Source organism: Lignipirellula cremea (assembly GCF_056501455.1).
The window spans coordinates 2,687,376-2,713,579 of the sequence record NZ_CM151415.1 but is presented as its reverse complement, the minus strand read 5'-3'; the positions used below and the strand labels follow the sequence as shown (position 1 = coordinate 2,713,579).

Below are 26,204 nucleotides of genomic sequence, written 5' to 3'. Positions count from 1 at the left end.
TATGAGGTCGCTTCTTTGCGCAGCTTCCGCGCGCCGTTGACGAAGAGCCTTCGGGCGTGAGACCGCGCGAAGTTCGGACATAGCGCTCAAGGGGCACGTTCGTTGCGGCCACGGGCAGCAGGCGACTCGCCGGTAAGCGACCGGTTGGAGCTCCCAGGACCGCAATGCGGTCTGCGACCTTGACCCTCGGAGAAGACCCATGAAGAAGCTGATGAACTTGAAGTACTTGCTCGGGGCGACGTGTTGCGTCGGACTGGCGCTGACAGCCTGCGAAGCACGGGCACAAGCGGAGCAGCCGGGCCGCTCTGCGAACGCTCAGCGACAAGCCGAGCAACGACAGACCGAGGCGCAGCGCCAGGCGAATGCCCAGCGAGAAGGCGACCCTCAGGCTCGGGCGGCCGCCCAGCCGGGCGGCTTCACGATGACGCTGCCTCCCGCCGACGGAGCGATCGAGATTACCGCCGAGGCGCCCGCGGAAGCTCGCGTCAACAGCGACATCGAGTATCGCATTCGCGTGCGTAACGTCACGGACAACCTGATGCTGCACGAGATCGTGCTGGCGGAGGCCAAGTCCGGAAACGCGAAGATCGAATCGGTCACGCTGGAAGGCGAGGGCGACGCAGCTCGACGTCCGCGGAACCAGCGCGAGAACCAGAACCGGCAGGACCAGAATGCACAGAATCAGAACGATCAAGGCGACGATCAACAGGCGGTGCAGAACCGTCAGGCCCGCCCGAACCAGAACCCGAACCGGCAGGGTCAGAACCGCCAGGCCCGACAGAACCAGAATGCGGAGGGGCGCTCGCAGGGGCTGACCTCTTCGGGCGACGGAACTTGGACCATCGATATGCTCGGTCCGGGCCAGTCGAAGACGATCGTCGTGACGGCCTCTGCGAGTCAGGAAGGTCCGGCGACGACCTGCCTGACGGTCAAGTCGTTCCAGCCGGCGATCTGCCTGATGACGGAAGTCACCAAGCCGGAGATTCAGATCACGAAGAACGCTCCGAAGGAAGCCTCGCTCTGCGAACCCTTCGAGATCGAGTACACGGTCACCAACCCGGGCACCGGCGATATCGAGGCGTTCACGCTTCGCGACCCGTTGCCGGAAGGGCTGCGACTGATCGACGAGAAGCCGGAAATTTCGTTCGACGTCGACGGTCTCAAGGCGGGCGATTCCCGCAGCTTCGTCGCACGCGTCGTGGCCGATCGTCCGGGCGACTATGGCAGCCGGGCTGAAGCGATCGCCGGGGAGAACCTGCAGGCCCGCTCCGCCGACGTTTCGACGTCCGTCATCGCGTCCGACCTCGCGGTGCAGATCGAGGGACCGACGCAGACGTACATCAATCGCAACCTGACCTACACCGCCTTCGTCCACAACGCGGGCGACGCTCCTGCCCGCGCTGCGACCCTGGCTATTCATCTTCCGCAGCAGAACCTGCGCATGATCGACATGGGCTCGGTGCGACGGTCGGAACATCAGTTCCCGACCGGCGTGCAGAACCAGCCGCGCGAAGCGCAGCCGACGCTTGCGGAAAACGCCGCGCAGCAGAACGCTCAGCCGAACGCGGACAGGAACCAGCCGGAGTCTCCGGAACTTGCCGCGGCGCAGACGATCGAGATCGGCGATCTCGCGCCTGGCGAAACCCGACAGGTCGGATTCGTCGTCCGTGCGACCGAGGCGGACACGTTCCCGGTGCAGGTCGTCGCGACGAGCGTGTGCGGCGAAGACGAAGAGAACCGTTCGCAGGCGATCGCCCGGACGCAGGTCGAAGTCCTCTCCCTCGCGGCGATCGCGATCGGCGTGGCTGACGAGCAGGATCCGGTTCCCGTCGGCAAGCACGTGACGTATCTCGTCGCCGTCGAGAACGAAGGGACGGCGCCTGACCAGAACGTCCAGGTGACGGCGAAGCTGCCGTCGAACCTGGAGTTCGTCGAAGCCGACGGTCAGAGCGAAGTCACGAGCGAAGGCGGAAACCTGACGTTCGCCCCGGTCGAAACGCTCGAGCCGGGCGCCAAGGTCGAGTGGCGCGTCGTCGTCATGGCGAAGGAAGCGGGCAACGTCCGCTTCGACATCGACGTGACCAGCGACAAGAGCGCCGACGGCGTCACCGCCGCGGAGCCGACGACGCTGTTCAAGGAAGAGTAACGGTTCCCGCTGACATCGGAGCTGTTATTCCGTGGGCGGGGCCGATCAGGCCCCGCCTTTTTCACTCCGAAGCGATCTCCCGCTTCGAAATCCGAACACAAGAAAGGGAGCGATTGTCATGCGCTACTTGAAGATGTCCTCCGCCCTGCTGACGGCGCTCGCCGTCGGGCTCGTCGGCTGCGAGCCTGCAGAACCGATGGTAGATCCCGTCGATCCCGTTCCGGTCGTCGATCCCGTCACCGTCGATTCCACGACGACGACGACTGATCCTGCCTGGACGGACGCCCCGGCGACCGATGAGGTCGACGCGGTCATCGTGACCCCCGCTCCGGAATCTGGCTTCGGGACTGCGGCTCCGGAACCCGGTACAGCGGATCCCGCGCCGGCCCCGGGTGCAAACACGGAGAGCGCTCCTGCGGACGAGCCTCTCCTCCAGCCGGACGACGCGATCGAAGAGACGCCCGCTCCGTGAGTTGCGCGTCGTTCGACGCTCACCTGGTCTATCCGACCTGACGAAGCCGGTCGCATGACGCTCGCGACATGCGACCGCGCGAAAGCGTGCGACACGAAAGACGGGTCCTCGCTACCCGCTGCCGGCGAACGCCTCTACCGGGGCTTCGTCGGATTTCGCGGACGAACGTTCCGCGTCGCGCCGGATGTCTGATCCGACAGCCAAACGGGCGCTCCACCTGACCCGCACCCTACTTTACGAGGAAGACCGCTCCCCATGTCGACCACTTTACATCCCGCGCCGCGGATCGAATCGACGCATCTCAGCATCGAGGAACGCCTCGTCCCCCAGGCTGCCGGCTGGACCAACCGCGTTCGCCGGGTCTCCCTGGGGGCCGTCATCGCCGGTCTCGTCGTAGCGCTCGCGACGCAGATCCTGCTCAGCGTGCTGGGACTGGCGATAGGCGCATGGGCCTTCTCTCCCGTGACGGAGGAGAATCCCTTCTCCGGTCTCGGCATGGGGGCGGGAATCTGGTGGGTCGTGACGGGCATCCTCTCGCTGTTCCTCGGCGGCTGGGTCGCGGGGCGTCTCGCCGGCGTTCCGCAGCGTCTCGACGGCGCGATTCACGGCCTGGTGACCTGGGGACTCGTGACGCTGTTCTCGTTCTGGATGCTCACGACCACCGTCGGCGCCGTTCTCAATGCGACCGCCTGGACGCTGGGACAGGGCATCTCCGCCGCGTCGCAGGGCGTCGGCGCCGTCGCCGGGGCAGCCGTCGATGCCGGGCAGGCCGTCGCCAGCAACGTCGACGCTCCGAACGCGAACGTCAACTACGAACAGCTGGGGAACCGGCTCGCCGAGACGCTTCGGGAAACGGATACTCCCGCGCTTCAGCCCGACCAGCTCCAGCAGCGTGCCGACCAGCTTGTGGCGACAGCGCGGGATGCGGCAGCGACCGCCGCGCGTAACCCGGGAGAAGCCGATCATCAGCTCGACCGGGTGATGGACGCGTTCTATACCCACTATCAGGAGGTGGGTCAGGCCGCCGATCAGGAGGCCGCCGTCAGCGCGCTGGCCGCGAATACCGACATGAGCGAAGAGGAAGCGAGTCGCGTCGTCGACCGCTGGCAGAACCAGTACGCCCAGACGAAGCAGTATTTCGACCGCCGCGAAGGTCAGCTTTCGCAGGAGGTCGAACAGACCATGCAGCAGGTCGAACGGAACGTCCGCGTCGCCGGCGACGAAGCTTCCGACGCGATCGGCACGGCTGCGATGTGGAGCTTCGCGGTGATGCTGCTCGGAATGGTCGCGGCCGTCGGCGGCGGAGCGGTCGGATCGCCGAAGCATTTCGTCGAGCCCCGCGACGATCACGATCACGAGAAGGACGATCGGAACCTCTCCGCCGAGGATCGCGAGCGCAGCGACGTAGAAGTTCGCCGAGCTCCTCGGTAGCGATCCGTCGCGACGAAGCTGAACTCGAACTTCGAAGAGCGGAGCCCTGCGGCTTCGCTCTTTCTGTTTCTACCCGAGCATCCGCCGCCAGACTTTCCCCAATCGGAGCGGGCAAAAAACGCGGCCTGTTCCGCAGTGCGGGAAAAGCGAACGCAGAGAGCGCCGCGTGCGGGCGACTGAGGATTTCCCTGAAGTTTCAAACGATCAACGTCGACCGCGGCGAGCCGGCGCGACGATGAATCGGTCGGAAGCCGCCAGCGCCGCTAGCGAACGTCGACCGACGCTCCCCTCGTCGATCGATCCGCCAGCCTCCCACTTCGCTTCGGCTCCTCTGTCGCACCGATCCTTTTCCTTTCGAGGAACCTCCTGATGAAACCGATCTTCCTAGCGCTCGGCGCCGGCCTGGCGGTCGTCGCTTCGCTCGCCCTGACTTCGCCGGCGCTCGGCCAGCAAGTCGACGACGGGCAAGCCGCTCCCGAACTGCTCGTGGCCCCTGCTCAGCAGCAGCAGGAAGGCGTCCGACTGGCGCCTCTGAGCGAACAGTTCGTTCCGCTCACGCCTCAGAAGCAACTCACGATGGTGAACTACGTCGCCATGCAACAGGCGGCGGAACGTCGGGCCCTGCTCAACGCCCGCGAGTGGTACGGGATCTCCGGCCTGCGGCCGAACGTCTCCGTCACGGCGTTCATCGGCGAGCCCATCGATCCTTACGGCGGCTACTCCTGGGCTCCGCATCAGGGCCCGGCGGTCTACTTCGCCCCCGCCGTCGTCTACCCGATCGGTCAGTAGCCGTCTCGCCTTCGAATCGCTCGTTCCGAACCTGAGTCACATCTTCTGAACGCCGCATCCGGCGTCCGCTCTTGCCGAGCGGACGCCGTTTTTCGTTGGAGCGGCGCTCGCGACCGCCTAACGTGAGTTACAACCGGAAGCGACGCCCACCGAGGACATTCGATGAACGGAACGAGCGAGTGGATCGGCTGGGCGCTGCTCTCGGCGATCTTCGCCAAGATCGGTTTGAAAGGCGTCGACTCGGACTACGCGACGCTGGTTCGCACGTTCGTGATCATGACCGTGCTCTGCTTGTTGATCGCCGCGACCGGCAAGTGGCAGAACCCGCTCACCCTCCCTTCGCGAACGCTGACCTTCCTCATCCTTTCGGGCCTCGCGACCGGCGCCTCGTGGCTTTGTTACTTCCGCGCGCTGCAGATCGGAGAAGCTTCGAAAGTGGCGCCGGTCGACAAGCTTAGCGTGGTCCTCGTCGCGCTCTTCGCGGTCGCTTTCCTCGGCGAGCGGCCCGGCCTGCACCACTGGATCGGCATCGCCCTCGTCGCCGCCGGCGTCGTGGTTCTGGCCGTCAAATGACCGTTTCGAGCCGGGAAATGCATTAATTTTCTGCGGGCGCTCGTCGGTCTCTCCACCTGCGATCGAATGACGCAAGTGCGTGCAAGGATGTTCACGTGCCGACGGTCGGCCAGCTTCGATACGACGCATCTGGTCTGCCCGGCGAGGCTTGCAGCCGAACACCCTTCACGGGCGATTTCGGCGACGGGAGCGGAAGCCGCCGGTAAGCTTGGGACGGATGCGACTGCACTGAACATCTGAATAAATTCAGTCGCTGCATCGACGCTTACCGATCCATGAAACGCCTCGCGGGCGGAACTATAACGAAGTCGGACGACCGATTTCCCGCTTCCCCCGATCCGGCGATGGCCAAAAAGAAAGACCCCAGCAAAGTCGCTAGGAAGGCCGCGAAGAAAGCTGCGAAGAAGCCGGCGAAGATTCGTACCGCCAAGAAGCGGTCGCAGAAGGGTCTGGCTCGGCTGAGCTACGACCTCGAACGGGAGAACTACATCTCGTCGTGCCGGCTCGACGGTTGCCCGGTCGACGTCTACCTCGACGATACTGACGGCCCGACCGACGTCGACGAACTTCGTCGGATCGCGGACGAGACGGTTGCCGCCTGGCCCCGACTCCATTCGGAGTTCTGCCAGATCGCCTGGGAGGAGATGGTCTCCTCGAAGCGTCTTCCGACGAAGCACGCGAGCCCGCTCGGCGCCGTGGACGTGAAACCCTTCTCGCTGAGCGTCATCGCCCAGCGAGCCGACGCACCTTACTGGAGCTTCGGCCTCGACGTCCCCGCCCTGCATGGCCGCGACGAGTACTTCGTCATCTGCCGCGCCTCCGACGGGAAGTGGACGCTGGCGGAAGTAAGGAGCGCGGATCCGACGGAGGAGGTTTAGTTGACCGGCAAAGATTCGCCGTTCACGGTCATCTCATGGTCGGCTGAATCCGGTGACTTTCCACGAGGCCTCAGCTTTCGCCCGACGAGAAACACCCCCAGCGAGAATCCCAGCACGAACGTTACGCGGTACCACCGCAACCAAGGGAGTTCACTCCGCTCCGGCCACGGGTCCGGGTCGAGCGAAAGCGGATCGAATACCCGCTCTTCGTAGGCGGGATCGAGTTCCCGCGCGAAGCGAGCGTGCGTCCACGTGGGAAGGCCGGGGTTCGTCGGCGTCGCGGGCGTACCCGAACTTTCGCGCGTCACTCGCTCCTTGAGGGTCACATAACCGTTCTCGCGGCTCAGCCGCTGGACGACCCGCCGTTCCTGACGAACCGCGGCGCCGCCTCTCTGCGTCTTCAATAGCACGAGCGAGTACTCTTCCGGCGCCCAGTCGAGATCAGACCGTACGACGCAGTTCCACTCTTGGACCTGCGGAGGTTTCGAATTAACCACCGTGCTGAGCTCGTCCAGCGGAACGCTGAAAGGGGCGAAGTCGATGCGGTAGCGGACGTCATCGATCTTCGCGATGAGCAAGAGCTTACCCGCCGTGAGGTCCCGCATCGCCTCGGCGAAGGCCCGCTCTTCGTCGAAGTCGGACACGAAGAAGGGATACTCCTCACGCAACGTCGGACCCGACCGAATTCGATCGGCGACTCGATCGATCGCCATGGTTCGCGACTTCCGTTTCCAGTGCTCGTTCCAGCCCCGCTCGAAGCCCGACGACACACCTTCGGAGGAGACTCCAGCGCTTTCATCCGACATCCGCGGCGCCGCCGGGTAACGAAGAACGCTGTTGGTATAGGAGTTGGGCGTCGTCCACGCGGAGTAACGAAAACTGCGATCGGATTCGACCAGTTCGACGCTGATCGCCGAACGGTTTTGGTACGGCGTAGCCCCGTCGTGTCGTGTTTCGCTCACGAAAAGTTGCGGGGGCAGCGTAGCGTCGGAAGCGCCCCAGGCGGCGCCGATCGCCGCGATCAGGCGCTTCGCTTCTTCTTCGTGGACCGCCTCGCCTTTCGACAACGGTCGATTGAGCAGGTCGTAGTGGAGCTCCCGATCCGAATACGTGAGCAGCGGACGCCCCAGGTAGGCTTCGATTCCCGGCCAGCTATGAGCAGGCGCGATACCGAGAGGCGCCCGAGTTCCACCTTGCGACGGCGAATGCAAAACGTGATAGGTGGTCAGTCGCGGCAGCCGCAGAGCCTCGTTGCGTGCCTCCGTGGCAATCTCGCCCTGCACGACCAGTTGCCGAACCGGCTTAAGAAACGGGGCGTTCCAAGGAACCGTATCCGCTTCCTCGGGAAACATTGCGAGGAAAGGACTGTAGCCGCGGTGAGTGCCGATCCGAGCGCCAAGGTTCTTCAATCCTTCGATCGCCTCGCGTTCTTCCACGTACAGATCGCGGTGGAACTTCCACCACCCGGCGCCGCTGATGAAGAGCAGCATCGCGGCGACCGTCCACAGCAGTCCGAACTGCGGAACCAGACGCGATAGCAGCTTCAGCTTCCGTACCATACCTAAACTCGCAAACGCCCGGCGTGCGACGGGCACGCCCCAACCCTTCAACGGAAAAAGGCGCCGCGCGAGAAGCGCGGCGCCTTCTGTGATACCCGATTTCGTTCGCCGAAGCGAAGCGGCGTTCAGCCCCGTCGCTTGCCGGCGTCAGGGCGCGGTGGGGAACCAGCCGCTCGCCATGGTCGCGATGCATTTCGCGACCTGCGTCTTCCCGTCGGAATCCTTCGCCAACTCCGACTGCGCCGTCGTCAGCGCGAGACCGTCGTCCGGGGAAACCGTCGACGCGAACGTCGCTTGCAGACGGTCGATCGATCGCTGCGCATGAACTGGCGCGGCGTCGGGGAGCAGCACCGCGAACGTCGAGCGACCGATGCGGCCTGCCGGATCCTTCTCTCGCACGCTCGAGCGAAGCGCGGCGGCGATCGACTTCAGCGCCCCTTCGGCAGCCCGGAAACCCCGGCGTTCGATCAGCTCGCTATACCCGTCGAGTCGCGCGACGACGATGGCGCCCCGCCGATCTTCCGCGATCGCCTGATCGATCGCGGAGGCGAAGGCGTCTCGCGTAAGCAGCCCCGTGATCTTGTCCTGGGACGCGGCGCCGGCGGCGGTCGAATCAGGAGCGGAGACGAATTCGCGGAACTCTTCGCCGACGCGGAGGAACCCGCGATCGCGGCCCGCGTTTTTGGCGAAGTAAAGCGCCGAGTCGGAGCGCTCGATCCAGGCTTCGAGCGACGCAGCGCCCGACGTATCTCCCAGCCCCGCGCTCGAAGAAATCGTGATCGTCCGTTCGCCGGCGATCACGTCCCCGCTTCCGATCGCGGCGCGGATCGCTTCGGACGCCTGACGGCATTCCTCGGCCGTCGATCCCTCGAAAAGCACCGCGAACTCTTCGCCGCCGTAGCGGGCGACGAAGGAACCGCTCGGCGCGGCGTTCTGAATTCGTTTCGCGACCGTCTTGAGGACGACGTCGCCTGCCGGGTGGCCGAAGCGGTCGTTGACTCGCTTGAAGTGATCGACGTCGAGCATCAGCAAGGCGCTCGCCCGTCCGCGTTCCTGCTGCCCCTGGAACGCCAACGACAGGCGTTCGTCCAGGGCGCCCCGATTGAACGCCTGCGTCAGAGCGTCGATCTGCGACGCCCGGGCGCTCTGTTCCAACGCGACCGCCTGAGCCGCGAGCCGATCCTCGGCATCCTGCAGGCGGGCCTGCAATCGCGTTCCGGCTTCCAGAATCCGACGCACGCAGTCGCGGACCGATTCGTCCGAGCCGTGAGTCAGCGCCGATTCCGCCGATCGGACGCTTCCCGCGTGATCGCGAACGTCCGCGGCCAGCGTCCTCGCGATCGACTCCAGCGCCAACGTGGAGGGGGGAGGCGATTTGTCGCTCGATTTCCGCAGCCAGGCCAGCGCGAACCCGAGTGCGAACGCGGCGAGGCCGACCGTTGCGGAGACTGCCGTCGTAACAACCATCAGAAGAGCAGCCCCTCGGGGAAAAGACCGTCGTGCAAACCTCCTATCGGACGTGATATTTATCGCGGATCAGCGAAACATGATTCGGTACGCCGAAAACTGTCACTCCCTGGCCCGCAGAATCGCTTCAAGGGAACGCCCGTGAACGTAGTTGCCCTCCGTGACCTGAATACGCGAATCCATACGAAAAAAAGGCGCCGCGTCATGGGACGCAGCGCCTTTCGTTAAGTTCGATCGGACTCGCCGAAGGGCTCAGCCCCGCAGCTTGCCGCGTTTGCGGTCGGTTTCCTTCAGGAACGCCTTCCGCATACGAATCTGGGTCGGCGTGATCTCGACCAGTTCGTCGTCCTCGATGTACTCGAGGGCCGCTTCGAGCGTGAACTTGCGGGGCGGCTTGAGCTGAATGTTCTCGTCGTTGCCGCTCGCCCGCATGTTGGTCAGCTTCTTTTCCTTCGTCGGGTTCACGACGAGGTCGTTATCCCGCGCGTTTTCGCCGACGACCATCCCTTCGTAGACGTCTTCGCCGTGGCCGACGAAGAGTTCCGCCCGCTCCTGCAGTCCGTCCAGGCCGAAGGCGTTGGCGCGACCCTGAACCATCGAGATCAGCACGCCGTTGGCGCGGTGCGGGATCTCGCCTTGAGCCGGTTTGTACGAATCGAACCGGTGATGCAGGATGGCCATGCCGCCCGTCGAGTTCAGCAGCCGCGTCCGCATGCCGATCAGGCCGCGGGCGGGAATCACGAACTCGACGTGCGTGAAGTCGCCGCGGCTGGACATCTTCTGCATCTCGCCGCGCCGGGCGCCGACCAGTTCCATGACCGGTCCGACGCGATCGCTCGGCGTCTCGACGATCAGGCGCTCGTAGGGCTCTTCGTTGCCGTTCTCGGTCTTCCGGAGGATGACCTGCGGCTTGCCGACGGAGAGTTCGAACCCTTCGCGGCGCATCGTTTCGATCAGGACCGACAGGTGGAGCACGCCGCGTCCGCAGACGGCGAAGGCGTCGGAGTTCTCGACCGGTCGGACGCGGAGCGCCACGTTCCGTTCGAGTTCCTTCATCAGTCGCTCGCGAAGCTGACGCCCCGTGACGTACTTCCCTTCCTTACCGGCGAAGGGGGAGCTGTTGATCGAGAAGACCATCTCGACCGTCGGTTCGTCGACCTCGACGCGCGAGAGCGCCTGGCGGAAGTTCGGATCGGTCAGCGTGTCGCCGATTTCAGCCTTCTCGAGACCGACCAGGGCGCAGACGTCGCCCGCCGACGCTTCTTCGACCGAGACGCGTCCCAGGTTCTCGAAGACCATGACGTCCACGATCTTCGCGTCGATGAACGAGCCGTCCTTCTTCGAAATCGAGACGGTCTGGCCCGGCTTGACGGTGCCGGAGTAGATCCGCCCGATCGAGATCCGCCCGACGTAGTTCGACCAGTCGAGGGTCGTCACCAGCATCTGCAGCGGGCCGTCCTCGCGAATCTCCGGGCCCGGCACGCGTTCGACGACCAGGTCCAGCAGCGGCTCCATCGTTCCTTCGCGAACGTCCGGATCGGTGCTGGCGAAGCCCATCTTCGACGAAGCGAACAGGTAGCGGGTTTGGTCGAGGACTTCTTCCCCGCCCAGTTCCATGATCAGTTCCAGCGCCTCGTCGAGCACCTGGAGCGGCCGCGCGTCGGGACGGTCGACCTTGTTGATCAGCACGATCGGACGCAGGCCCCGTTCGAGGGCCTTGGTCAGCACGAACCGCGTCTGCGGCAGCGGACCCTCGGCGGCGTCGACCAGCAGGATGGCGCCGTCGGCCATGCTCACGACTCGCTCGACCTCGCCGCCGAAGTCGGCGTGGCCCGGCGTGTCGATGATGTTGATCTTCTTCCCCTTGAAGGGGACGGCGATGTTCTTGGCCAGGATGGTGATGCCGCGCTCGCGCTCCTGGTCGTTGCTGTCCAGGTGCGTTTCCTTCAGTTCGCCTTCGCGATACTGGCCGCTCTGCTTGAGCAGGCAATCGACGAGCGTCGTCTTGCCGTGATCGACGTGCGCGATGATGACGATATTGCGGATATCGTCGCGACGGAGCGTACCGTCAAACTCGACGGGCATTTCAGAAACCTGACTCATAGACTCTGCCCCGGCGGGGCGCCTTCCTTAAAGATATGCGAGCCGTAGGAACGGTGGGGAGCGCTCTACGGCGTGCGCTCGTTGATCCAGCTTCGACTGCGTTCGGACAGCGCTCGAAAAACCAAGCCTCGAAAAGCGGGAGCTTCAGGAGCCCTCGATTAGATCGCTTCGACGCCGGGAATCGCGGTCGAACGCAGGCGGGAGGTCGATCGTCGATTCGGTCTCGCCCTTCCGATGAGCGCTTCCCGACCCGAATCTCCGTCAGAACCGGGCCGAACCGTAATACGGCGATCCCCGGCGCCAACGACGAATTCCCCACCATAATCGGTATCAGGCAAGCCCGTCGAGGCGAAATCCTGCCCGAATGCCGACGTTTCGCGCCAACTTCGCGCAAGTGCGGCACTTGGGCGACAAGAAGACGCGCATCGTTCGCCTTTTTCGACCGCCAGCAGCGCCGGTCAACGACAGATCGCCTGAAGCATCCAAAGTCCCGCGTGCATCCCCTGCTGACGGGGCGTATAGCGGAGCGCCATCGATGCACGCCTTTCCAGAATCGCGGGCGGGGGCGCGACGCCGTACCCTTCTACTTAACTCCCGCCGCGTCCGGCAGCTTCCAGTTCATGCCGCGAAGCGTGACGTAGACGTCGCCCGGGCGAAGCTCGGACGCCTGCCGGTAGCCGGGCAGGACCTCGATGACGGAGTATTTCTCGAATCGACTGCCGTGCCCGATCCAGTCTTCGCGCCCCTGAAAGACGATGCCGCGGGGATGCTCGACCTTCAGTTCCAGCGCGATCTTGCCGTCGCCGACATAGAACTTCGTCCCGCTGACCTTCGCCGTCCCCGCGTTCAGCTGGACGACCATCCCGCCCGGTCCTTCGACGTACTGGACGCCGACGTGATCCAGCGGCAGTTCGACCTGCACGACCCGCGCGTCGATGGCGTCCTGAATCTCGCGGCTCTCCGCCGAAAGCGAATCGGCAGGCGACGCGGAAAGCAGCACGAGGAGCGTCAGAGGAAGGAGCGTCCGCATGGGCCACGTCCTGGAAGGGGAGTTAGCAGACTGACTCGACCGAGAGATGAAGACGAATCGTGCCTTCGGTCGCTTCATCCTCCCGCTTCCCGCGCGCCGCCGCCAGGCAATTTTCGAAGGCACGGAGGATTCGCGCCCTCCGCTCGCCTGGAAAGAGCGCTCAGGAATCGAGCTTCAGGAGCGGTCGTGTGAGCGCTTCCAGTTGCAGGAAGCCGATCGTCTTCCCGGCGCCGTCGACGACGCGTCCCATGTCGGCCCGCGCGTTCTGCAACTCGGTCACCGCCTTCACGTAGGTATATCCATCCAGCACCGTGGGAAGCGGGCGGAGACGCTTCCGGTCGACCCGCTCGTCGCCGGACAGAACCAGGTCGACCACGCGGACGTAGCCGATGAACTGCCGGCGTTCGTCGAGGACGGGCGCCTCGGTCCAGCGATGCCGCCGCGCCAGGCGCTGTACCTCCGACGTCGGCATGCCGAGCGGAATCGAAACCATTCGCTGCACTGGGACGCAGACCGACGCCGCCGGCTGATTCACGACCGACAGCAGATGACTGGCCAGATCGCGCTGCACGCGGCGCAGGACGCCCAGTTCGTGCCCCTCGACGATGGCGCTTTCCAGTTCCATCGAGGCGATCTGCTTGCGCACGTTCTGCGGATCGCGTCCGAAGATCCGTTCGAGCAGCCGGCTCATCGCGAACACGACGGCGGTCACCGGCAGGAACAATACGAAGCAGACCAGGAAGATCGGCCCCGTGATCTTCAGCAATCGATTGGGCGCCTCGAAGAACATTTGCTTCGGGAGCAACTCGCCGTACAGAAACAGGAGCGGCGTCGTCGCCAGCGTGACGGCCAACTCGATCCCTTCGTACGGCGGAAGCCACTGTCGGGAAGCCAGCACGATGCCGAACGAGATCGCGTAGTTCGCGACGTTGTTCCCCAGCAGCGCCGTTCCGACGAAGAATGACGGACGGTCGACCAGCCAGAGCAGCCTGCGCGCCAGACTCGACCCGTGCAGCGTCTCGCCGAGCAGGCGCAGTCGCGAAGCGCGGAAGAATCCCGTCTCCGATCCGCTGAACAGTGCGCTGAAAAAGAGCCCCACGATCAGGAGCGCCGCGACGATCACGCTTCGTCCTCCCGCTCGATCAGGGCGAGCTTGAGCAGGGCGTGGCCTCGTTGCGGAGCCTCGACCACGGTGATCTCGAACGGTCCCCAGCCGACGACGTCGCCGGCCTGGAGCAGGCGGTGCAGTTTCTCCTGCACGACGCCGGCGATCGTGACCGAGCGGCTCTCGGGCAGCTCCCGATCGAGAAACTTATGCAGCCGGCGCAGGCTCGTCACGCTGGAGACAAGCCATTCGTTCTCCGACAGGACGTGAATCGGCTTCGCGTCGAGCATGATCTTGCTGCGACTGGGCGCCAAGTTCAGGATCGTGTCGAGCAGATCCTCGAACGTCAGGATGCCGATCGTTTCGCCGAACTCGTTCACGATCGCCGCCTCGCGCTCGCGGACGCGCATCTTTTCGAGCGCGTCGGCCACCGTCGCGCACCACGGGACGTACACCACCGGCTGGGCGATGCGCTCCAGGCGCTCGTCCGGAACGTCGATCAGCTCCGGCAGGTAGAGCGATCGGGCGATGACGTCGGAGCCCGGCTCGGAGATGAAGACGTAGCTGAACGGAGCCTCCAGGTCCTGGATGTCCTTCTTCGAGACGGGCGGCTGCAGCGTCGGGAACTGGCTCCGCGGGCGCATCCACTCCTCGACCTGAATGTCGGAGAGCATCACCACGTTCCGGAGCAGCGACTGATGGACGTCGCGGAAGCGCTCGTCGGTGGTCGACTTCTCCATCAACCGTTCGAGGTCGCCCAGTTCGAGGTAGGGTTCCGGCGAAAACGAAGGCCAGAAGAGCCGCTGCGACATGATCCGGACCGCGCGGATGATCGGCATGACCGGGACGAGCGCCTTGATCGCGATCGTCAGCGGGACGGCGGCGAGCGACGCCAGGGTCTGCGCCCGGAGCGCGGCCACGCTCTTGGGGGCGAGCTCTCCGAAGAAGATGATCAGCAGCAGCGACAAGGCGCCGAAGCCGAAGGCCCAGGCGTCCGCCCCGGGCAGCGTCTCCTCGGCTCTTTCCAACCTCAGGGAGATCATCCCCGAGAGGGCGAAGTAGCCGATGTTGACGAACAGGTTCCAGAACAGGATGGCCGACAGTATCCGATCCGGATCGTCGAGCAGGGCGTCCGCCCGGCGGCCCAGCGCTCCCCGTTCCCGCAGCGCCTTGCGATCGGTCGGTCGGAGCGAGAAGTAGGCGACCTCGCTCGCCGAGAAAAAGGCGGAGAACGCCAGCAACGCGAGCATGCCGAACGCGGACGGGAGCGACTCCAGAGCGATCTCGTACAACGTCTCTCTCGATAGAGCCTTCTGGCGAGCGGAGGGCGTCAGCCTTCCGTGTCTGTCTGGATGATCGCCGGGAAAACCACGGAGGGCTGACGCCCTCCGCTCGCCTGCTTCTCGTTCACTCCTCGCCCTGGGCCGGCGAACGCCCGCCGGAGGCGATGTCGAACTCGTTCAGCGCCGGTATCAGCATAGCGCACGCGGTGAAGCCGTACACGATCGTCGAGACCAGAAAGACGGCCAGGTTCTGCCGCAGGAGAAAGCTGGTGATGGCGTAAAAGGTCGCGAACGGAAGCAGCATCGACGCCAGCCCGATCGCCGGCGACGGATTGCGATGCCCCAGCGCCAGGAACAGGCCGATGCCGCCTCCCAGGATCAACGCCAGGAACGGCGCGAGCTGCGTCTGGAACGATCCCGACAGCGAGATCATCAGGAACATGCAGGTCAGCACGCCCAGGAACAGGAAGAAGACCGTCCCGAGGCTGACGCCGATCGCCGACCGCGAATTCGCGTAAGCCATGCCGCAGTGAATGCCCAGCACGGCGACGAAGACGTCCAGCGTCAGCAGGCCGCCAAGCAGGAAGAAGAGATCCTCCGTCGTCAGGCCGCCCCGCACGTAGAGATAAAGGCAGCAGACCAGCGGCAGCAGGACCATCTCCTTCGTGGTCCAGAGCACGCCCAGCAGCTTGCCGAGCATGAACTCCCGCGGCTTCAGATCGGTCGCCAGCAGCAGGTCGAGCGCCTTCACGTCGCGCTCGTTCGTGATCGACGTCACGGCCAGCGAGTTGACGATCACCAGGCTCAAGAGAAAGAACGGAACGAGCGCCTTCACCGACGGAGCGAGCGTCGCGGCGAAACCGTCGTCAGCGACCGCGACGACGTTCTGCGTCAGGGAATGGACGGCCGCCAGCGTCGCGAGGGCGAGCAGCACGTAGGTCGCGCGGATCGCCAGGATCTTCTTGCCGTAGGCCCAGGTGCAGACCTCCCGCCACAGGACGGGGTTCTTCCAGACCTCGCGCCGTTTCGCAGGCGTCTTCGCAGCCGCGGCGACCCGGGCGGTTCCTTCCGCGGTGATGAACTTCGAGCCTTCGCTCTCCGCGTCGAAGATGCTGTCCGCGGAGTTCTCCTGGACGTGGCGAATGCGGACTTCGCGGGTCGGATTCCAGGCTCGCACCCGGGCGACCGCGATGCCGTTGAGCACGATCGCCGCGACGATCGCGACCAGGCCGTACGCGAACGCATCCGGGTCGATCGGAAAGAGGCTTTCCCCGACGAACGACGGCGCGGCCGCCGCCAGGATCGCCCGCAGCGGATCGAACCAGACGGCGATCCGCTCCGTCGGAAGGCCGAACCACGATTCCCCCAGCGCTCCGGCGTAGACGGCTTCGCCCAGCGCGACCCAGATCACGATGCCGATCGCCGCCAGGGCGAGCGTCTGGAAGGTTTTCTCTCGCCAGAAAGCGAGCGCTCCGCCGATCGATCCGGTCACCGCCATCGTGGCGAGCGTGACCCAGTAGACGGCGATCACCTGGGCCAGCGACACGCCGCCCATCAGCGTCAGCGAAAGCAGCACGGGAAATCCCGCCGCGAGCAGCGACAGACCGATCACCATGCTGGCGGAAAGCTTGCCGAGCACCAGTTCGGCGTTGCTCATCCGCGTGAGAAGCAACAACAGGATCGTCTGCTTATCCTTCTCTTGCGCGACGGAACTGGCCGCCTGCATCGCCGACAGAAACGCGAACAGCGCCAGTTGCAGCGGGGCCAGCATCTGAAACAGCACGGCGCTGAATCGCGACAAGTCGCCCACGTTCTGCAACGCCTGCGTCCCGGTGATCAGCAGCCAGGCCGTGCAGAGCAGAATGATCAGCGCGCCGACGTAGACGGCGCGAAAGAAATAGAACCGCGGCCGCCGGGGGGTGACCGTCACCTCCCGGAAAAAGACAGGACCGAGCATGAGCCGCGTTCTTCGCCTTGGGCGCCGCGCGTCGCGAGAGATACCGAAAGGCCGAAACGGAGCGTGCGAAACGCCTTCAGCCGAGGCCGCATTGTAGACGGGCGCCGCAAACCGTGGAATTCGGAGCAGAATGAGCCCTGGCGTAAGCTTCGACTGCGACCTGTACCGCTGCTGGCTCGCCCGAATCCTGTTGGGTACGGACCGTGCATTGACCCATGTGCCACTGCTGGCTTGTCCAGCAGTGCAGCGGGCGGCGTTTCGTTCGTCCATCCCCGTCGTCGTTTCCCGAATGAATGGTCTCGATTTTCGAGCGTCGATTTCGTGATGGATCCGCTCGCGAAGTCGAAATCCCTTCCGGGGCCCTGCACTGCTGGACAAGCCAGCAGTGGCACACCAAGGCGAATCGGAGTTGGATCTCGATTCCATATTTCTTGCGATCCTCTTCAAATAATCTCCCCCTGCTGCGCATCGACGTAGCGGACGAAGACGCTCGGAGCGACGGTTGGCGGACGCGAAGCGGTTAGCTCCGGAGGAGATCGCGACGCTCTACTCCCTGCACGGGGAGGAGTTGCGGCAGTTCCTCCGCGCGCTGCTGCGGGACGACTCGCTCGCCGCCGACGCGCTCCAGACGACGTACGCCCGGCTCCTCGAACGGGGGCATGAATCGTCGGTCGATCGTCGCCGGTCGTGGCTGTTCCAGGTCGCCTATCGCGAGGCCATGCTCCTTCGCCGGAAGGCGAAGACGCGACAGAACGCCCAGGACCGGCTGATCCAGAATGCGAACGCGACGCCGGTCGACGACCGGCCCGAGATACAGATGATCCGGCAGGAACGACTCGCTCGCCTCCGAAAGGCGATCGACGGCCTGCCGGAAAGCCAGCGACAGGCACTGGAACTGAAGATTTACGAAGAGTTCACGTTCCGGGAAATCGCCGAACGACTCGGCATCCCCCTCGGAACGGCGCTCGCCCGCGTGCGAGCCGCGACGTTGCGGCTCCGGCGCGAACTGGATGACAGCGAATGAATCGACCCGATCGAGACCAAGAAGAAGCTTCGCCGGCCGACGACCGGTTCTGGCAGGCGTTCGCGCAGGCGGCCGGGTTCGACGACGAACTTCGCGAACTGATCGCTTCGGGCGAGATCGACGCCGACGCGGCGAATCTTGCGGCTTTCGAGCGCGAGGACGATCTCACGGCCGAAGATCTCCTGGCCGCGGATCGGCTGCACGAGTCGCTGCTGGCCGTTCGCCAGCCCTCGGTCGAGCCCGTTACGCTTCAGCCCGCGATGGTCGAACTGGCCGCACGGGAGCCCTGTGACAACGTCGCTCGCCCTTCGCGCAGGCAATACGGCTGGCTCGCCGCCCTGTCGATCGTCACGCTGGCTTCCGTCGCGGTCGTCGCATCGACCCTGTTCCTCGGCGACGACGGAACGGGCGTCGGCGCCGCGAATGCGGAGGTCGCTTCCGCCGAACGCCTGGCCGAGGAGTGGATCGCCCTGCTCGACGAGGCTCCGCTGCGCGACGTCGCGACGCCCCAAGAGACCGAATTCGACGCGGATCCTGCGGTCGATACCTTCGACTTCGAAGAGACGCCCGAGTGGCTCGTGCTCGCGATCGCTCACAAGGCCGAACTCTCCGCCGACGTCGTCGAGGAGGCCGCCCCGTGAGTTGCCTGCTCCGCTCATTCCGCCACCTCTCTCCCGCCCTCGCGACCCTGGCGGCGTTAGCCTTTCTGAGCGTCGCTTCGCTGCACGCCCAGCCCGCCGAAAAGCCGTCCGCACAAAACCCCTCTCGCGCGGAGAAGCAGGACGATCCGTCGGCGAACCCGCCTGAGAAGAAATCGCCGGCAAAGCGTCCGGTCGAGAAGCCGTCGGTCGAAAAGAAGTCCGACGACGCGAAGCCGGACGAGAAGAAGCCCCATGCCGACCGCCCGACGCCGAAGAAGGCCGAGGACCGCAAGTCCGATCGCGAGGTCGTCGCGAAGGCGTTCGCGGAAGAGCATCACCCCGAGCTCGCGTCGCTTCTGCGAACGCTGGAGAAGATGCATCCGCAGGCTTACCAGGCCGCGGTTCGCGACGTCGCGCGAGCGGCCGATCGCCTGAATGCTCTGAAAGAACGCGACGACGAGCGCTACGCACGGGAACTGAAAGTCTGGAAGACCCGGTCGCGAGTCCATGTCGTCTCCGCCGAGTATCGCGTCTCCCCCGACGCCGCCCTCGAGAGTTCTCTCCGCCAGTTGATGCAGGACGAACTTCAGGCCAAGCGCGAGCTGCTCGCGTTCGACCGCGAACGGGCCGAGAAGCGCCTGGAACAACTCGACCGGGAACTGCGCGAGCTGGACGAGAAAGGCTCCGCGATGATCGACCGCCAGATCGAGCGCCTGCCGAAGGTTCCCGCCTCGGTCCTGAAGACGAAGCCGAAGAACTGAAGACTTGCAACGACCCCACTGCCTGACCGCCCACCGATTGAACGCTTCTGCGTTTCATGGAGGCTCGCCGAACGTGACCCGAAAACTCGCCGCTCTCGCCGCCCTGCTCGCCTTCGCCGTCGTCGGGCCGAGCGTCTTTCGCTCGGTTCAGGCCGACGAGAACGCCGAAATCCTGGCGCCGATCTACGAACGGTTCGCCGCCGAGGACGTCGACGAAGTCCCCAGCATGCAGCGCCACGTGCTGCCGATGATGGGACGCCTGGGCTGCAACGGACGCGCCTGTCACGGCTCGTTCCAGGGTCGCGGCGGATTCCAGCTCTCCCTGTTCGGCTATGACTTCCAGGCCGACCATTCGGCGCTGATGGACGACAACGCGGGTCGCGTCCTCGTCGATCTGCCCGAAGAGAGCCTGATCGTCACCAAGCCGACCGACGAAAGCCTGCACGAAGGGGGCAAGCGCTTCGAAGCGGGCGGCTGGGAACAGCGCGTGCTGCTCCGCTGGATCGAAGGAGGCGCTCCCTTCGACAAGGACGACGTCGAGAAGCTCGTCGAACTGACCGTCGAGCCGCCGGAACTGATCTTCGACCAGCCGGGCGAAACCCGATCGCTCAAGGCGGTCGCCGTCTGGGAAGACGGTTCGCGGGAAGACGTCACCGCGCTCTGCCGCTTCCAGACCAACGACGAATCGGTCGCGACGATCGACGCCCAGGGCGCCGTGACCAGCGCCGGCAAGGGCGATACGCATGTGGTCGTGTTCTACGACAAGGCAGTCGTCCCGATCCCCACGATGATGGCGATGAGCGACCTCGTCGGCGAAAAGTATCCTGAGGTCGCCGCGAGCACCAAGATCGACGAACTGGCGATCGAGAAACTGAAGAAGGTCGGCGTCGTCCCCTCTGACGTCTGCGACGACGCGACGTTCCTGCGCCGCGTGCGGCTCGACCTGACGGGCACCCTGCCGTCGACCTCCGAGGTGGAAACGTTCCTCGCCGACGCGTCCTCTGACAAGCGTCAGAAGAAGATCGACGAACTGCTGGAGACGCCGGAGTACGCCGCCTGGTGGGCGACGAAGTTCTCCGACTGGACCGGCAACAACGATCGGCAGCTCAACAACACCCTGCAGCGCGCGAAGTCGTCGAAGGAATGGTACGACTGGCTCGCCGCGCGGCTGCGGGAGAACGCTCCGTACGATCGGATGGTCGAAGAGATCCTGGTCGCCGACGCCATCGACGGCGAACAGGAATACCGCGACTGGTGCGCCGACGCGAGCGCGCTCTATCGCGACGATCCTCAATCGAGCTTCGAAGACCAGGAGTCGATGCCCTACTTCTGGGCGCGGCAGAACGTCCGGGCGAAAGAGGACAAGACGATCGCCGTCGCCTACTCGTTCCTCGGCATCCGCATCCAGTGCGCCCAGTGCCACAAGCATCCGTTCGACCAGTGGTCGAAGGACGACTTCGAGGAATTCACGAAGTTCTTCGAGCGAGTGAACTACCGCACCAGCGGCGCTGGCCCTCTCAAGCCGGTCTACGAAGAGATCCTGACGGAAGCCGGCTTCGAGCCCGGAAAGCTCCGGGGGAACGAACTGCAGAAGAAGCTCCCCGAAGCGCTCGCCGCGGGGAACGTGGTTCCGATTCCCTACATCGGCATCGATCCGATCAAGCAGGTGACCGCTTCCCGCAAGGACAAGAAGGGAAAGAACGTTCGCGAACGGAAGCCCGATCCGAAGCTGTCGCAGGCGCGAATGCTCGGCGGCGAAGTCATCGATCTGGACAAGGTCGACGACCCCCGGCAGCCGGTGATGGAATGGCTTCGCGATCCGGCGAACCCCTACTTCGCCAAGTCGATCGCCAACCGCATCTGGGCGAACTACTTCCACCGCGGGCTGGTCGAACCGGCGGACGATCTGAACCTGGCCAATCCGCCGAGCAACGCGGCGATCCTCGATCACCTGGCGACGGGGTTCGTGCAGAACGCCTTCGACCTGAAGTGGCTCCACCGGGAGATCTGCAACTCGGACACCTACCAGCGAAGCTGGGAAACGAACGAGACCAACCTGCTGGACGAACGCAACTTCAGCCATGCCGTCCTGCGACGCCTGCCGGCCGAAGCGGCGTACGACGCGGTCTATCTCGCCTCGCTCAGCGACGACGTGCGGAACGAAACGGCGCAGGATCTCGATAAGCGGGCGATCTCCTTCGCCGGCGTTCAGAACGGCGGCGACTCGAAGGCGAGCGCGTTCGCGCTCTCCGTCTTCGGCAAGTCGCTCCGCGAACAGAACTGCGACTGCGATCGCTCGGCCGAACCGAACCTGCTCCAGACCTGCTTCCTGCAGAACGATCAGGAAGCCCTGGCCATGATCGATCAGAAGGGGGGCTGGATCAGCGAACTCGAAAAGCGCTGGGGCATCGCCAGCGCCGACGAAGGCGCCCGCGCGGGCGAACGTCGAAAACTCGCGAACTTCGAGACGCAACTCGACAAGGCGAAGAAGGCGCTGCGTGCGGCTCAACGCCAGAACGAGCCGGCCAAGATCAAACGCGCTCGCGCTCAGGTCGAACGCTGCGAGGATCAGATCGCGGCGCTCGGGGCCAGCCGACAGCAGCAGACCGAAGCGGCGAAGTCGACCGTCGCGGACGAGCTCGAACGGACGATTGAAGTCGCCTATCTCCGCACGCTCAGCCGCTACCCCAGCGACGACGAGCGGACGGTCTCTCGCGAGTACATCGCCGAGTCCGCCAACCCGGGCGAAGGCGTCCGCGGCCTGCTCTGGGCCCTGATCAACACCAAGGAATTCATCGTCAATCATTGACGACGGAACGAAACGTCCGGTCGATCGACTTCATCCGCTCCTTCGGGTGGCGCTGGCTCTGCCAGTGAGGAATCTGATTTCGATCCGCCTACTTAGACAGCAAATCCAGGGTTCGACACTGGCAGAGCCAGTGCCACCCGGGAAGAGCCAGACCTGACGCGACGAATCGCTTCGACGCACTCCGTCACCTTCTCAGCCGAACGCTTCACAAGGACGAATACGATGGCGACCAACCGCACGTGCGACGGAGCGACCCGTCGCGACTTTCTTCGAGCGGGCGCTCTGGGCGTCGGCGGACTGTCGCTGGCCAGCTACCTCCGCATGTCCCATGCGGGCGAGACGAACGACCGCGGCGCCAAGGCGGGCATCTTCATCAACCTCGCCGGCGGTCCCAGCCACCTCGATACGTTCGACCTGAAGCCCGAAGCCGCGGCCGAATATCGCGGCTCGTTCAACCCGATCGACACCAACGTCCCAGGCATCCGGATCAGCGAGCACCTGCCGAACCTGGCGAAGTGCGCCGACAAGTACGCCATCCTTCGCGGCGTCTCGCATACGCTCGCCGCGCATGCGTTGGGATCGGAGTACGTCAACACGGGCAGCCGTCCGCTCGCCTCCCTCGAATACCCCGGCTACGGCGCCGTCTTCACGAAGGAGACCACGCCGCCGACCGACCTGCCCCCGTTCGTGGCGATTCCGAGCAGTCCGCAGAAGTCGGGTTTCCTCGGCATCCAATACGCTCCCTTCAACACGAACTCGGCGCCCCGCGCGGGCCAGCCCTTCTCGGTACGCGGCATCTCGCTGTCGAAGTCGCTGACCGTCGAAGAGATCGAGCGCCGCACGTCGCTCCTGCAGAAGCTGGATCAGACCTTCGCCCAGGCGGAGAAGCAGGATTCGCTGCTGACGGGCCTCGACCGGTTCTCGCAGCAGGCGAACGAGATCCTGACCTCCAGCGCCGCACGCGAGGCGTTCGACGTGAGCAAGGAATCGCCCGCGTTCGCCCAACGGTTCGGGACCGACTCGTTCGGCCTCTCCTGCATGCTCGCCATCCGGCTGGTCGAGGCAGGCGTGAAGTTCGTGACGCTCAACCTCGGCGGCTGGGACACTCACCAGGACAACTGGACGCGGCTGAAGACCAACCTGCTGCCGAAGCTCGACGCCGGTCTCGCGGGACTCTTCACCGGGCTGGAAGAGCGGGGCCTGCTGTCGGAGACGGCGGTCCTCGTGACCGGCGAATTCGGACGAACCCCCAAAATCAACACGCGCAGCGCCGAAGGGGGGCGCGATCACTATCCGCGATGTATGTTCATGTTGGCGGCCGGCGGGCGAGTCCGCGGCGGCCAGGTCGTCGGCGAAAGCGACGACAACGCCTCGATGCCGCGTCACGAGGCGATCACGCCCGACGACGTCGCCGCGACGTTCTACGCCAACCTCGGCATCGATCCGTCGACCGAGTACCAGACCGAATCGGGTCGTCCGATCACCCTGGTCCGCGACGGCAAGGTCCTGAATCAACTCTTCAGCTAGTAGCTGACTATCCCGCACGCATCCGGACGTCCATGACGGTCGTCCGACCTGTTCGTCATCTCTCCACGCAAGCTTCGTCGGCAAGGGACCGACCGCCGAAGCAGGTTTCCGCTTCTCGGAGTTTCGCTCGCTATGATTCGCACGCTGCTCTCGATCTCGCTCGCCTTCGCCTTCGCCCTTCCGGTTCTGGCGGACGACCCCGCCGCTCCCAAAAAGGAGGGCGACAAACCGGCCGCCAAGGCTAAGGAGGGCGACAAGCCGGCCAAGAAGAAGAAAGAAGCCGACCTGACGAAGGGTCCGCAGCTTCGCGGCGTCGTCAAGCCGATCGAATCGAAGGTCGACCTGACCGCCGATCAGAAGGCCAAAGTCGACGCGCTCGTCGCCGAACTGCAGCCGAAGTATCGCGAAGCCATGCAGGGCGTGAAGCTCACCCCGGAGCAGCAGGAAGCCCGTAAGGCGGCCCAGGCGAAGGCCAAGGCTGACGGTCTGAAGGGCGACAAGGCGGCCAAGGCCGTGCAGGAAGCGCTGAAGCTCACCGCCGAGCAGAAGGCCGCGATGGAGAAGCAGACCGCGATCACGAACGATTTCCGCGAAAAGTTCCGGGCCCTGCTGACGCCCGAGCAGCTCGCCTCGCTGAAGAAGAAGCCCGCGAACAAGGAGTGATCTTCGGATCGCTCGCCCCATCCGGCCTTTTCGGCCCTCGAACGACCTCCTGCGAACTTTCGCCGGGAGGTCGCTTCATTTCAGGATCCAGCGGGCCGCCTAGAATAAATGGGCGTCCGCCGCGAACGGAGAAGTGGCCGCCCTCTTCGCCGGTCCCCGATCTGGTCCCTTGATGCGTTACCCCCGTCTCGAAATCTCGATCGTCGCATGCGTCCTGGCGGCGCTGGCGGGGGGGCTTGCGCTCTGGCAGTTGCCCGCGCTGGTGGAGAGCCTCGACCGGGCGCGGGAACTGGGGCCGGGCTGGTTCTGGTCGTACGTCGTCGCCCTGATCGTCGCGGCAGGCGCTCTCGTCGGCGGCGTCACCGCCCTTCTGTGGAAGCTGCTGGCCCGCAGCCGGGAGGGGAACCTCCGCCGGGAACAGCAGAATCAGAACCCGAGCGCTCTGTCGCTCGACGAACTGAATCGCCAGATCGACGACAACGAACGCCGCATGACGGCCCTGCGCGAGAAGAAGGCCCTCGACGAAAAGACGCTCGCCGTCGTGGCGGAAAAGGAAAAGGCGCTCGCGAGCCGGCGGGAACTGAAGAAGCTGGAGATCGTCGCGTTCGGTTCGATCAGCAGCGGCAAGTCGTCGCTTTTGAATCTCCTCGCGGGGAAGGACCTCTTCGCAGTCGACGCCCGGGGCGGAACGACCGTCACGCGGAACGAGATCCCTCTGCCCGGCGTCGCGGAGACCTGGCTCGTCGATACGCCCGGCCTGGGAGAGATCGACGGCGCGGCTCATGTCCGTCATTCGACCGAGGCGGCGAAGAACGCCGACGTCGTCCTGCTGGTCGTCGACGGACCGCTCCGGCAGACGGAGGTCCGCCTGAGCGAGCGCCTGGCGGAGATGGAGAAGCGGATCCTCGTCTGCGTGAACAAGTCCGACTGGTACTCGCCCTCCGACCAGGAAAAACTCAGGAGCCAGATCGCCGAGCAGTCGGGCCAGACCGTGAAGCCGGGGGAGATCCTCTTCGTCCGCTCGCAGCCGACGAATCGCACGCGTACGCGACTGCTGGCCGACGGATCCGAAATCGACGAACAGGTCGTCGTGGCGCCCGACATCGCCGCGCTGACGAAGCGGCTGGAGCGAATCGTCCGCGAGGACGGCGAGCGCCTGCGCACGGAGAACGTGCTCGGTCAGTCTCGGCGTCTCGTGCAGGAGGCGGAGGTCGAAGCCGAACTCGCCCTCGACAAGAAGGCCCGGCGGATCGTCGACATGCACATGTGGGGCGCGGCGAGCGCGGCCGCGGCGGTCCCTTCGCCCGCGCTCGATCTGGTCGCCGGCGCCGCGATCAACGTGCGGATGGCGATGGAACTGGCCAAGCTGTACGACCAGAAATTCGACTACGAAGACGCCAAGCGCCTGCTGACCCAGATGGGGAAGATCCTGATCCTGAATCTGGGTCTCTCCGCTGGCGCCCCGATCGCGGCGAGCGCCGTCGGCTCGATGTTCAAGACTGTCCCCGGCGTCGGCACCGTCGCCGGCGCCTCGCTGCAGTTCCTCGCCAACGCGCTGGTCACCCGCTGGGTCGGCTACGTCCTGATCGAGTACTTCAAGCACAAGATGAAGCTGCCCGAGGGAGGCCTCGCCGGCATCGCCCGAAAGGAATGGGAGAAGCTCACCACCGTCGCCGAACTCAGGAAACTCTGGACCGTCGCGCGCGAAAAGCTTCCGACCCAGAAGACGGAGGCCTGAGCGATGGCGGGCGAAAACTGCCTCGGCTGCGGACGTTCGATGCAGGGGAAAGCCTTCTCGATCTGCCCCCACTGCGGACGCTACATGGCGACCCGCACCGGCGGCGAAATCGCGGTTATCTTCGCGGTCAGCATCGTTATCGCGGTGGTCGTGTGCGTCGGGCTGGTGGTCATCCTGTGGAACTTCGCCTGAATGTCCGACCATGCTTCGCTGCCAGGCGATGCCTGATTTACAAGACTGCAAGACTT

General features: G+C 65.0%; 21 protein-coding genes. 14 read left to right on the top strand and 7 right to left on the bottom strand.

The window, feature by feature from the left end; translation table 11 throughout:
- The first annotated feature begins 199 nt into the window (after window positions 1–199).
- From SH602x_RS10655 to SH602x_RS10630, 6 genes are all read left to right on the top strand, one after another.
- Complete coding sequence (locus tag SH602x_RS10655) at window positions 200–2,146, top strand: hypothetical protein (RefSeq protein ID WP_479476772.1); 1,947 nt, start codon at window positions 200–202, stop codon at window positions 2,144–2,146.
- A gap of 118 nt (window positions 2,147–2,264) precedes the next feature.
- Window positions 2,265–2,618, top strand: a complete 354-nt coding sequence (locus tag SH602x_RS10650) for a hypothetical protein (RefSeq protein WP_479476771.1) — start codon at window positions 2,265–2,267, stop codon at window positions 2,616–2,618.
- Window positions 2,619–2,873: 255 nt separating this feature from the next.
- Window positions 2,874–4,049: a TIGR04086 family membrane protein gene (locus tag SH602x_RS10645; RefSeq protein ID WP_479476770.1), complete on the top strand. Its 1,176-nt coding sequence runs from the start codon at window positions 2,874–2,876 to the stop codon at window positions 4,047–4,049.
- Between the two features lie 369 nt (window positions 4,050–4,418).
- Window positions 4,419–4,838, top strand: a complete 420-nt coding sequence (locus tag SH602x_RS10640; protein WP_479476769.1) for a hypothetical protein — start codon at window positions 4,419–4,421, stop codon at window positions 4,836–4,838.
- Window positions 4,839–5,000: 162 nt separating this feature from the next.
- A complete protein-coding gene (locus SH602x_RS10635; RefSeq protein WP_479476768.1) occupies window positions 5,001–5,411 on the top strand; it encodes an EamA family transporter in 411 nt (136 codons plus the stop codon).
- 275 nt (window positions 5,412–5,686) lie between these two features.
- On the top strand, window positions 5,687–6,289 hold the full coding sequence (locus tag SH602x_RS10630; RefSeq protein ID WP_479476767.1) for a hypothetical protein: 603 nt from the start codon (window positions 5,687–5,689) through the stop codon (window positions 6,287–6,289).
- Here the strand turns inward: SH602x_RS10630 and SH602x_RS10625 are convergent.
- From SH602x_RS10625 to SH602x_RS10595, 7 genes are all read right to left on the bottom strand, one after another.
- Window positions 6,286–7,884, bottom strand: a complete 1,599-nt coding sequence (locus SH602x_RS10625) for a hypothetical protein (protein WP_479476766.1) — start codon at window positions 7,882–7,884, stop codon at window positions 6,286–6,288. The two genes, SH602x_RS10630 and SH602x_RS10625, sit on opposite strands and share 4 nt — an antisense overlap.
- Window positions 7,885–7,995: 111 nt before the next feature.
- A complete protein-coding gene (locus SH602x_RS10620; RefSeq protein ID WP_479476765.1) occupies window positions 7,996–9,315 on the bottom strand; it encodes a diguanylate cyclase domain-containing protein in 1,320 nt (439 codons plus the stop codon).
- A 252-nt stretch (window positions 9,316–9,567) separates the two neighbouring features.
- On the bottom strand, window positions 9,568–11,400 hold the full coding sequence (gene typA / locus SH602x_RS10615) for a translational GTPase TypA (protein ID WP_479476764.1): 1,833 nt from the start codon (window positions 11,398–11,400) through the stop codon (window positions 9,568–9,570).
- Window positions 11,401–12,001: 601 nt separating this feature from the next.
- Complete coding sequence (locus SH602x_RS10610; RefSeq protein ID WP_479476763.1) at window positions 12,002–12,448, bottom strand: hypothetical protein; 447 nt, start codon at window positions 12,446–12,448, stop codon at window positions 12,002–12,004.
- A gap of 160 nt (window positions 12,449–12,608) precedes the next feature.
- Complete coding sequence (locus SH602x_RS10605; protein ID WP_479468472.1) at window positions 12,609–13,571, bottom strand: CNNM domain-containing protein; 963 nt, start codon at window positions 13,569–13,571, stop codon at window positions 12,609–12,611.
- Window positions 13,568–14,845, bottom strand: a complete 1,278-nt coding sequence (locus tag SH602x_RS10600) for a CNNM domain-containing protein (RefSeq protein ID WP_479476762.1) — start codon at window positions 14,843–14,845, stop codon at window positions 13,568–13,570. The genes SH602x_RS10605 and SH602x_RS10600 overlap by 4 nt, the downstream gene beginning before the upstream one ends.
- 115 nt (window positions 14,846–14,960) lie before the next feature.
- On the bottom strand, window positions 14,961–16,793 hold the full coding sequence (locus SH602x_RS10595) for an ABC transporter permease subunit (protein ID WP_479476761.1): 1,833 nt from the start codon (window positions 16,791–16,793) through the stop codon (window positions 14,961–14,963).
- A gap of 502 nt (window positions 16,794–17,295) precedes the next feature.
- Between SH602x_RS10595 and SH602x_RS10590 the strand changes: the two genes are divergently transcribed.
- From SH602x_RS10590 to SH602x_RS10555, 8 genes are all read left to right on the top strand, one after another.
- Window positions 17,296–17,817, top strand: a complete 522-nt coding sequence (locus SH602x_RS10590; RefSeq protein ID WP_479476760.1) for an RNA polymerase sigma factor — start codon at window positions 17,296–17,298, stop codon at window positions 17,815–17,817.
- Window positions 17,814–18,458: a hypothetical protein gene (locus tag SH602x_RS10585; RefSeq protein ID WP_479476759.1), complete on the top strand. Its 645-nt coding sequence runs from the start codon at window positions 17,814–17,816 to the stop codon at window positions 18,456–18,458. The genes SH602x_RS10590 and SH602x_RS10585 overlap by 4 nt, the downstream gene beginning before the upstream one ends.
- The gene (locus SH602x_RS10580) at window positions 18,455–19,219 is read left to right on the top strand and encodes a hypothetical protein (protein WP_479476758.1); all 765 of its coding nucleotides are present in this window, start codon (window positions 18,455–18,457) and stop codon (window positions 19,217–19,219) included. Before SH602x_RS10585 ends, SH602x_RS10580 begins: the two co-directional genes overlap by 4 nt.
- Before the next feature lie 73 nt (window positions 19,220–19,292).
- Window positions 19,293–22,028, top strand: coding sequence for a DUF1549 domain-containing protein (locus SH602x_RS10575; protein ID WP_479476757.1), 2,736 nt, complete (start codon window positions 19,293–19,295; stop codon window positions 22,026–22,028).
- 222 nt (window positions 22,029–22,250) lie between these two features.
- Window positions 22,251–23,555 (top strand): DUF1501 domain-containing protein, encoded by a 1,305-nt coding sequence (locus SH602x_RS10570; protein ID WP_479476756.1) that lies wholly within the window; start codon window positions 22,251–22,253, stop codon window positions 23,553–23,555.
- 132 nt (window positions 23,556–23,687) lie between these two features.
- Window positions 23,688–24,218 carry a hypothetical protein gene (locus SH602x_RS10565; RefSeq protein ID WP_479476755.1) on the top strand — a complete coding sequence of 177 codons (531 nt, stop codon included), beginning with the start codon at window positions 23,688–23,690 and terminating at the stop codon, window positions 24,216–24,218.
- Window positions 24,219–24,390: 172 nt separating this feature from the next.
- The gene (locus SH602x_RS10560; RefSeq protein ID WP_479476754.1) at window positions 24,391–25,956 is read left to right on the top strand and encodes a YcjF family protein; all 1,566 of its coding nucleotides are present in this window, start codon (window positions 24,391–24,393) and stop codon (window positions 25,954–25,956) included.
- A 3-nt stretch (window positions 25,957–25,959) separates the two neighbouring features.
- Window positions 25,960–26,148, top strand: a complete 189-nt coding sequence (locus SH602x_RS10555; protein ID WP_479476753.1) for a hypothetical protein — start codon at window positions 25,960–25,962, stop codon at window positions 26,146–26,148.
- Window positions 26,149–26,204: the final 56 nt, after the last annotated feature.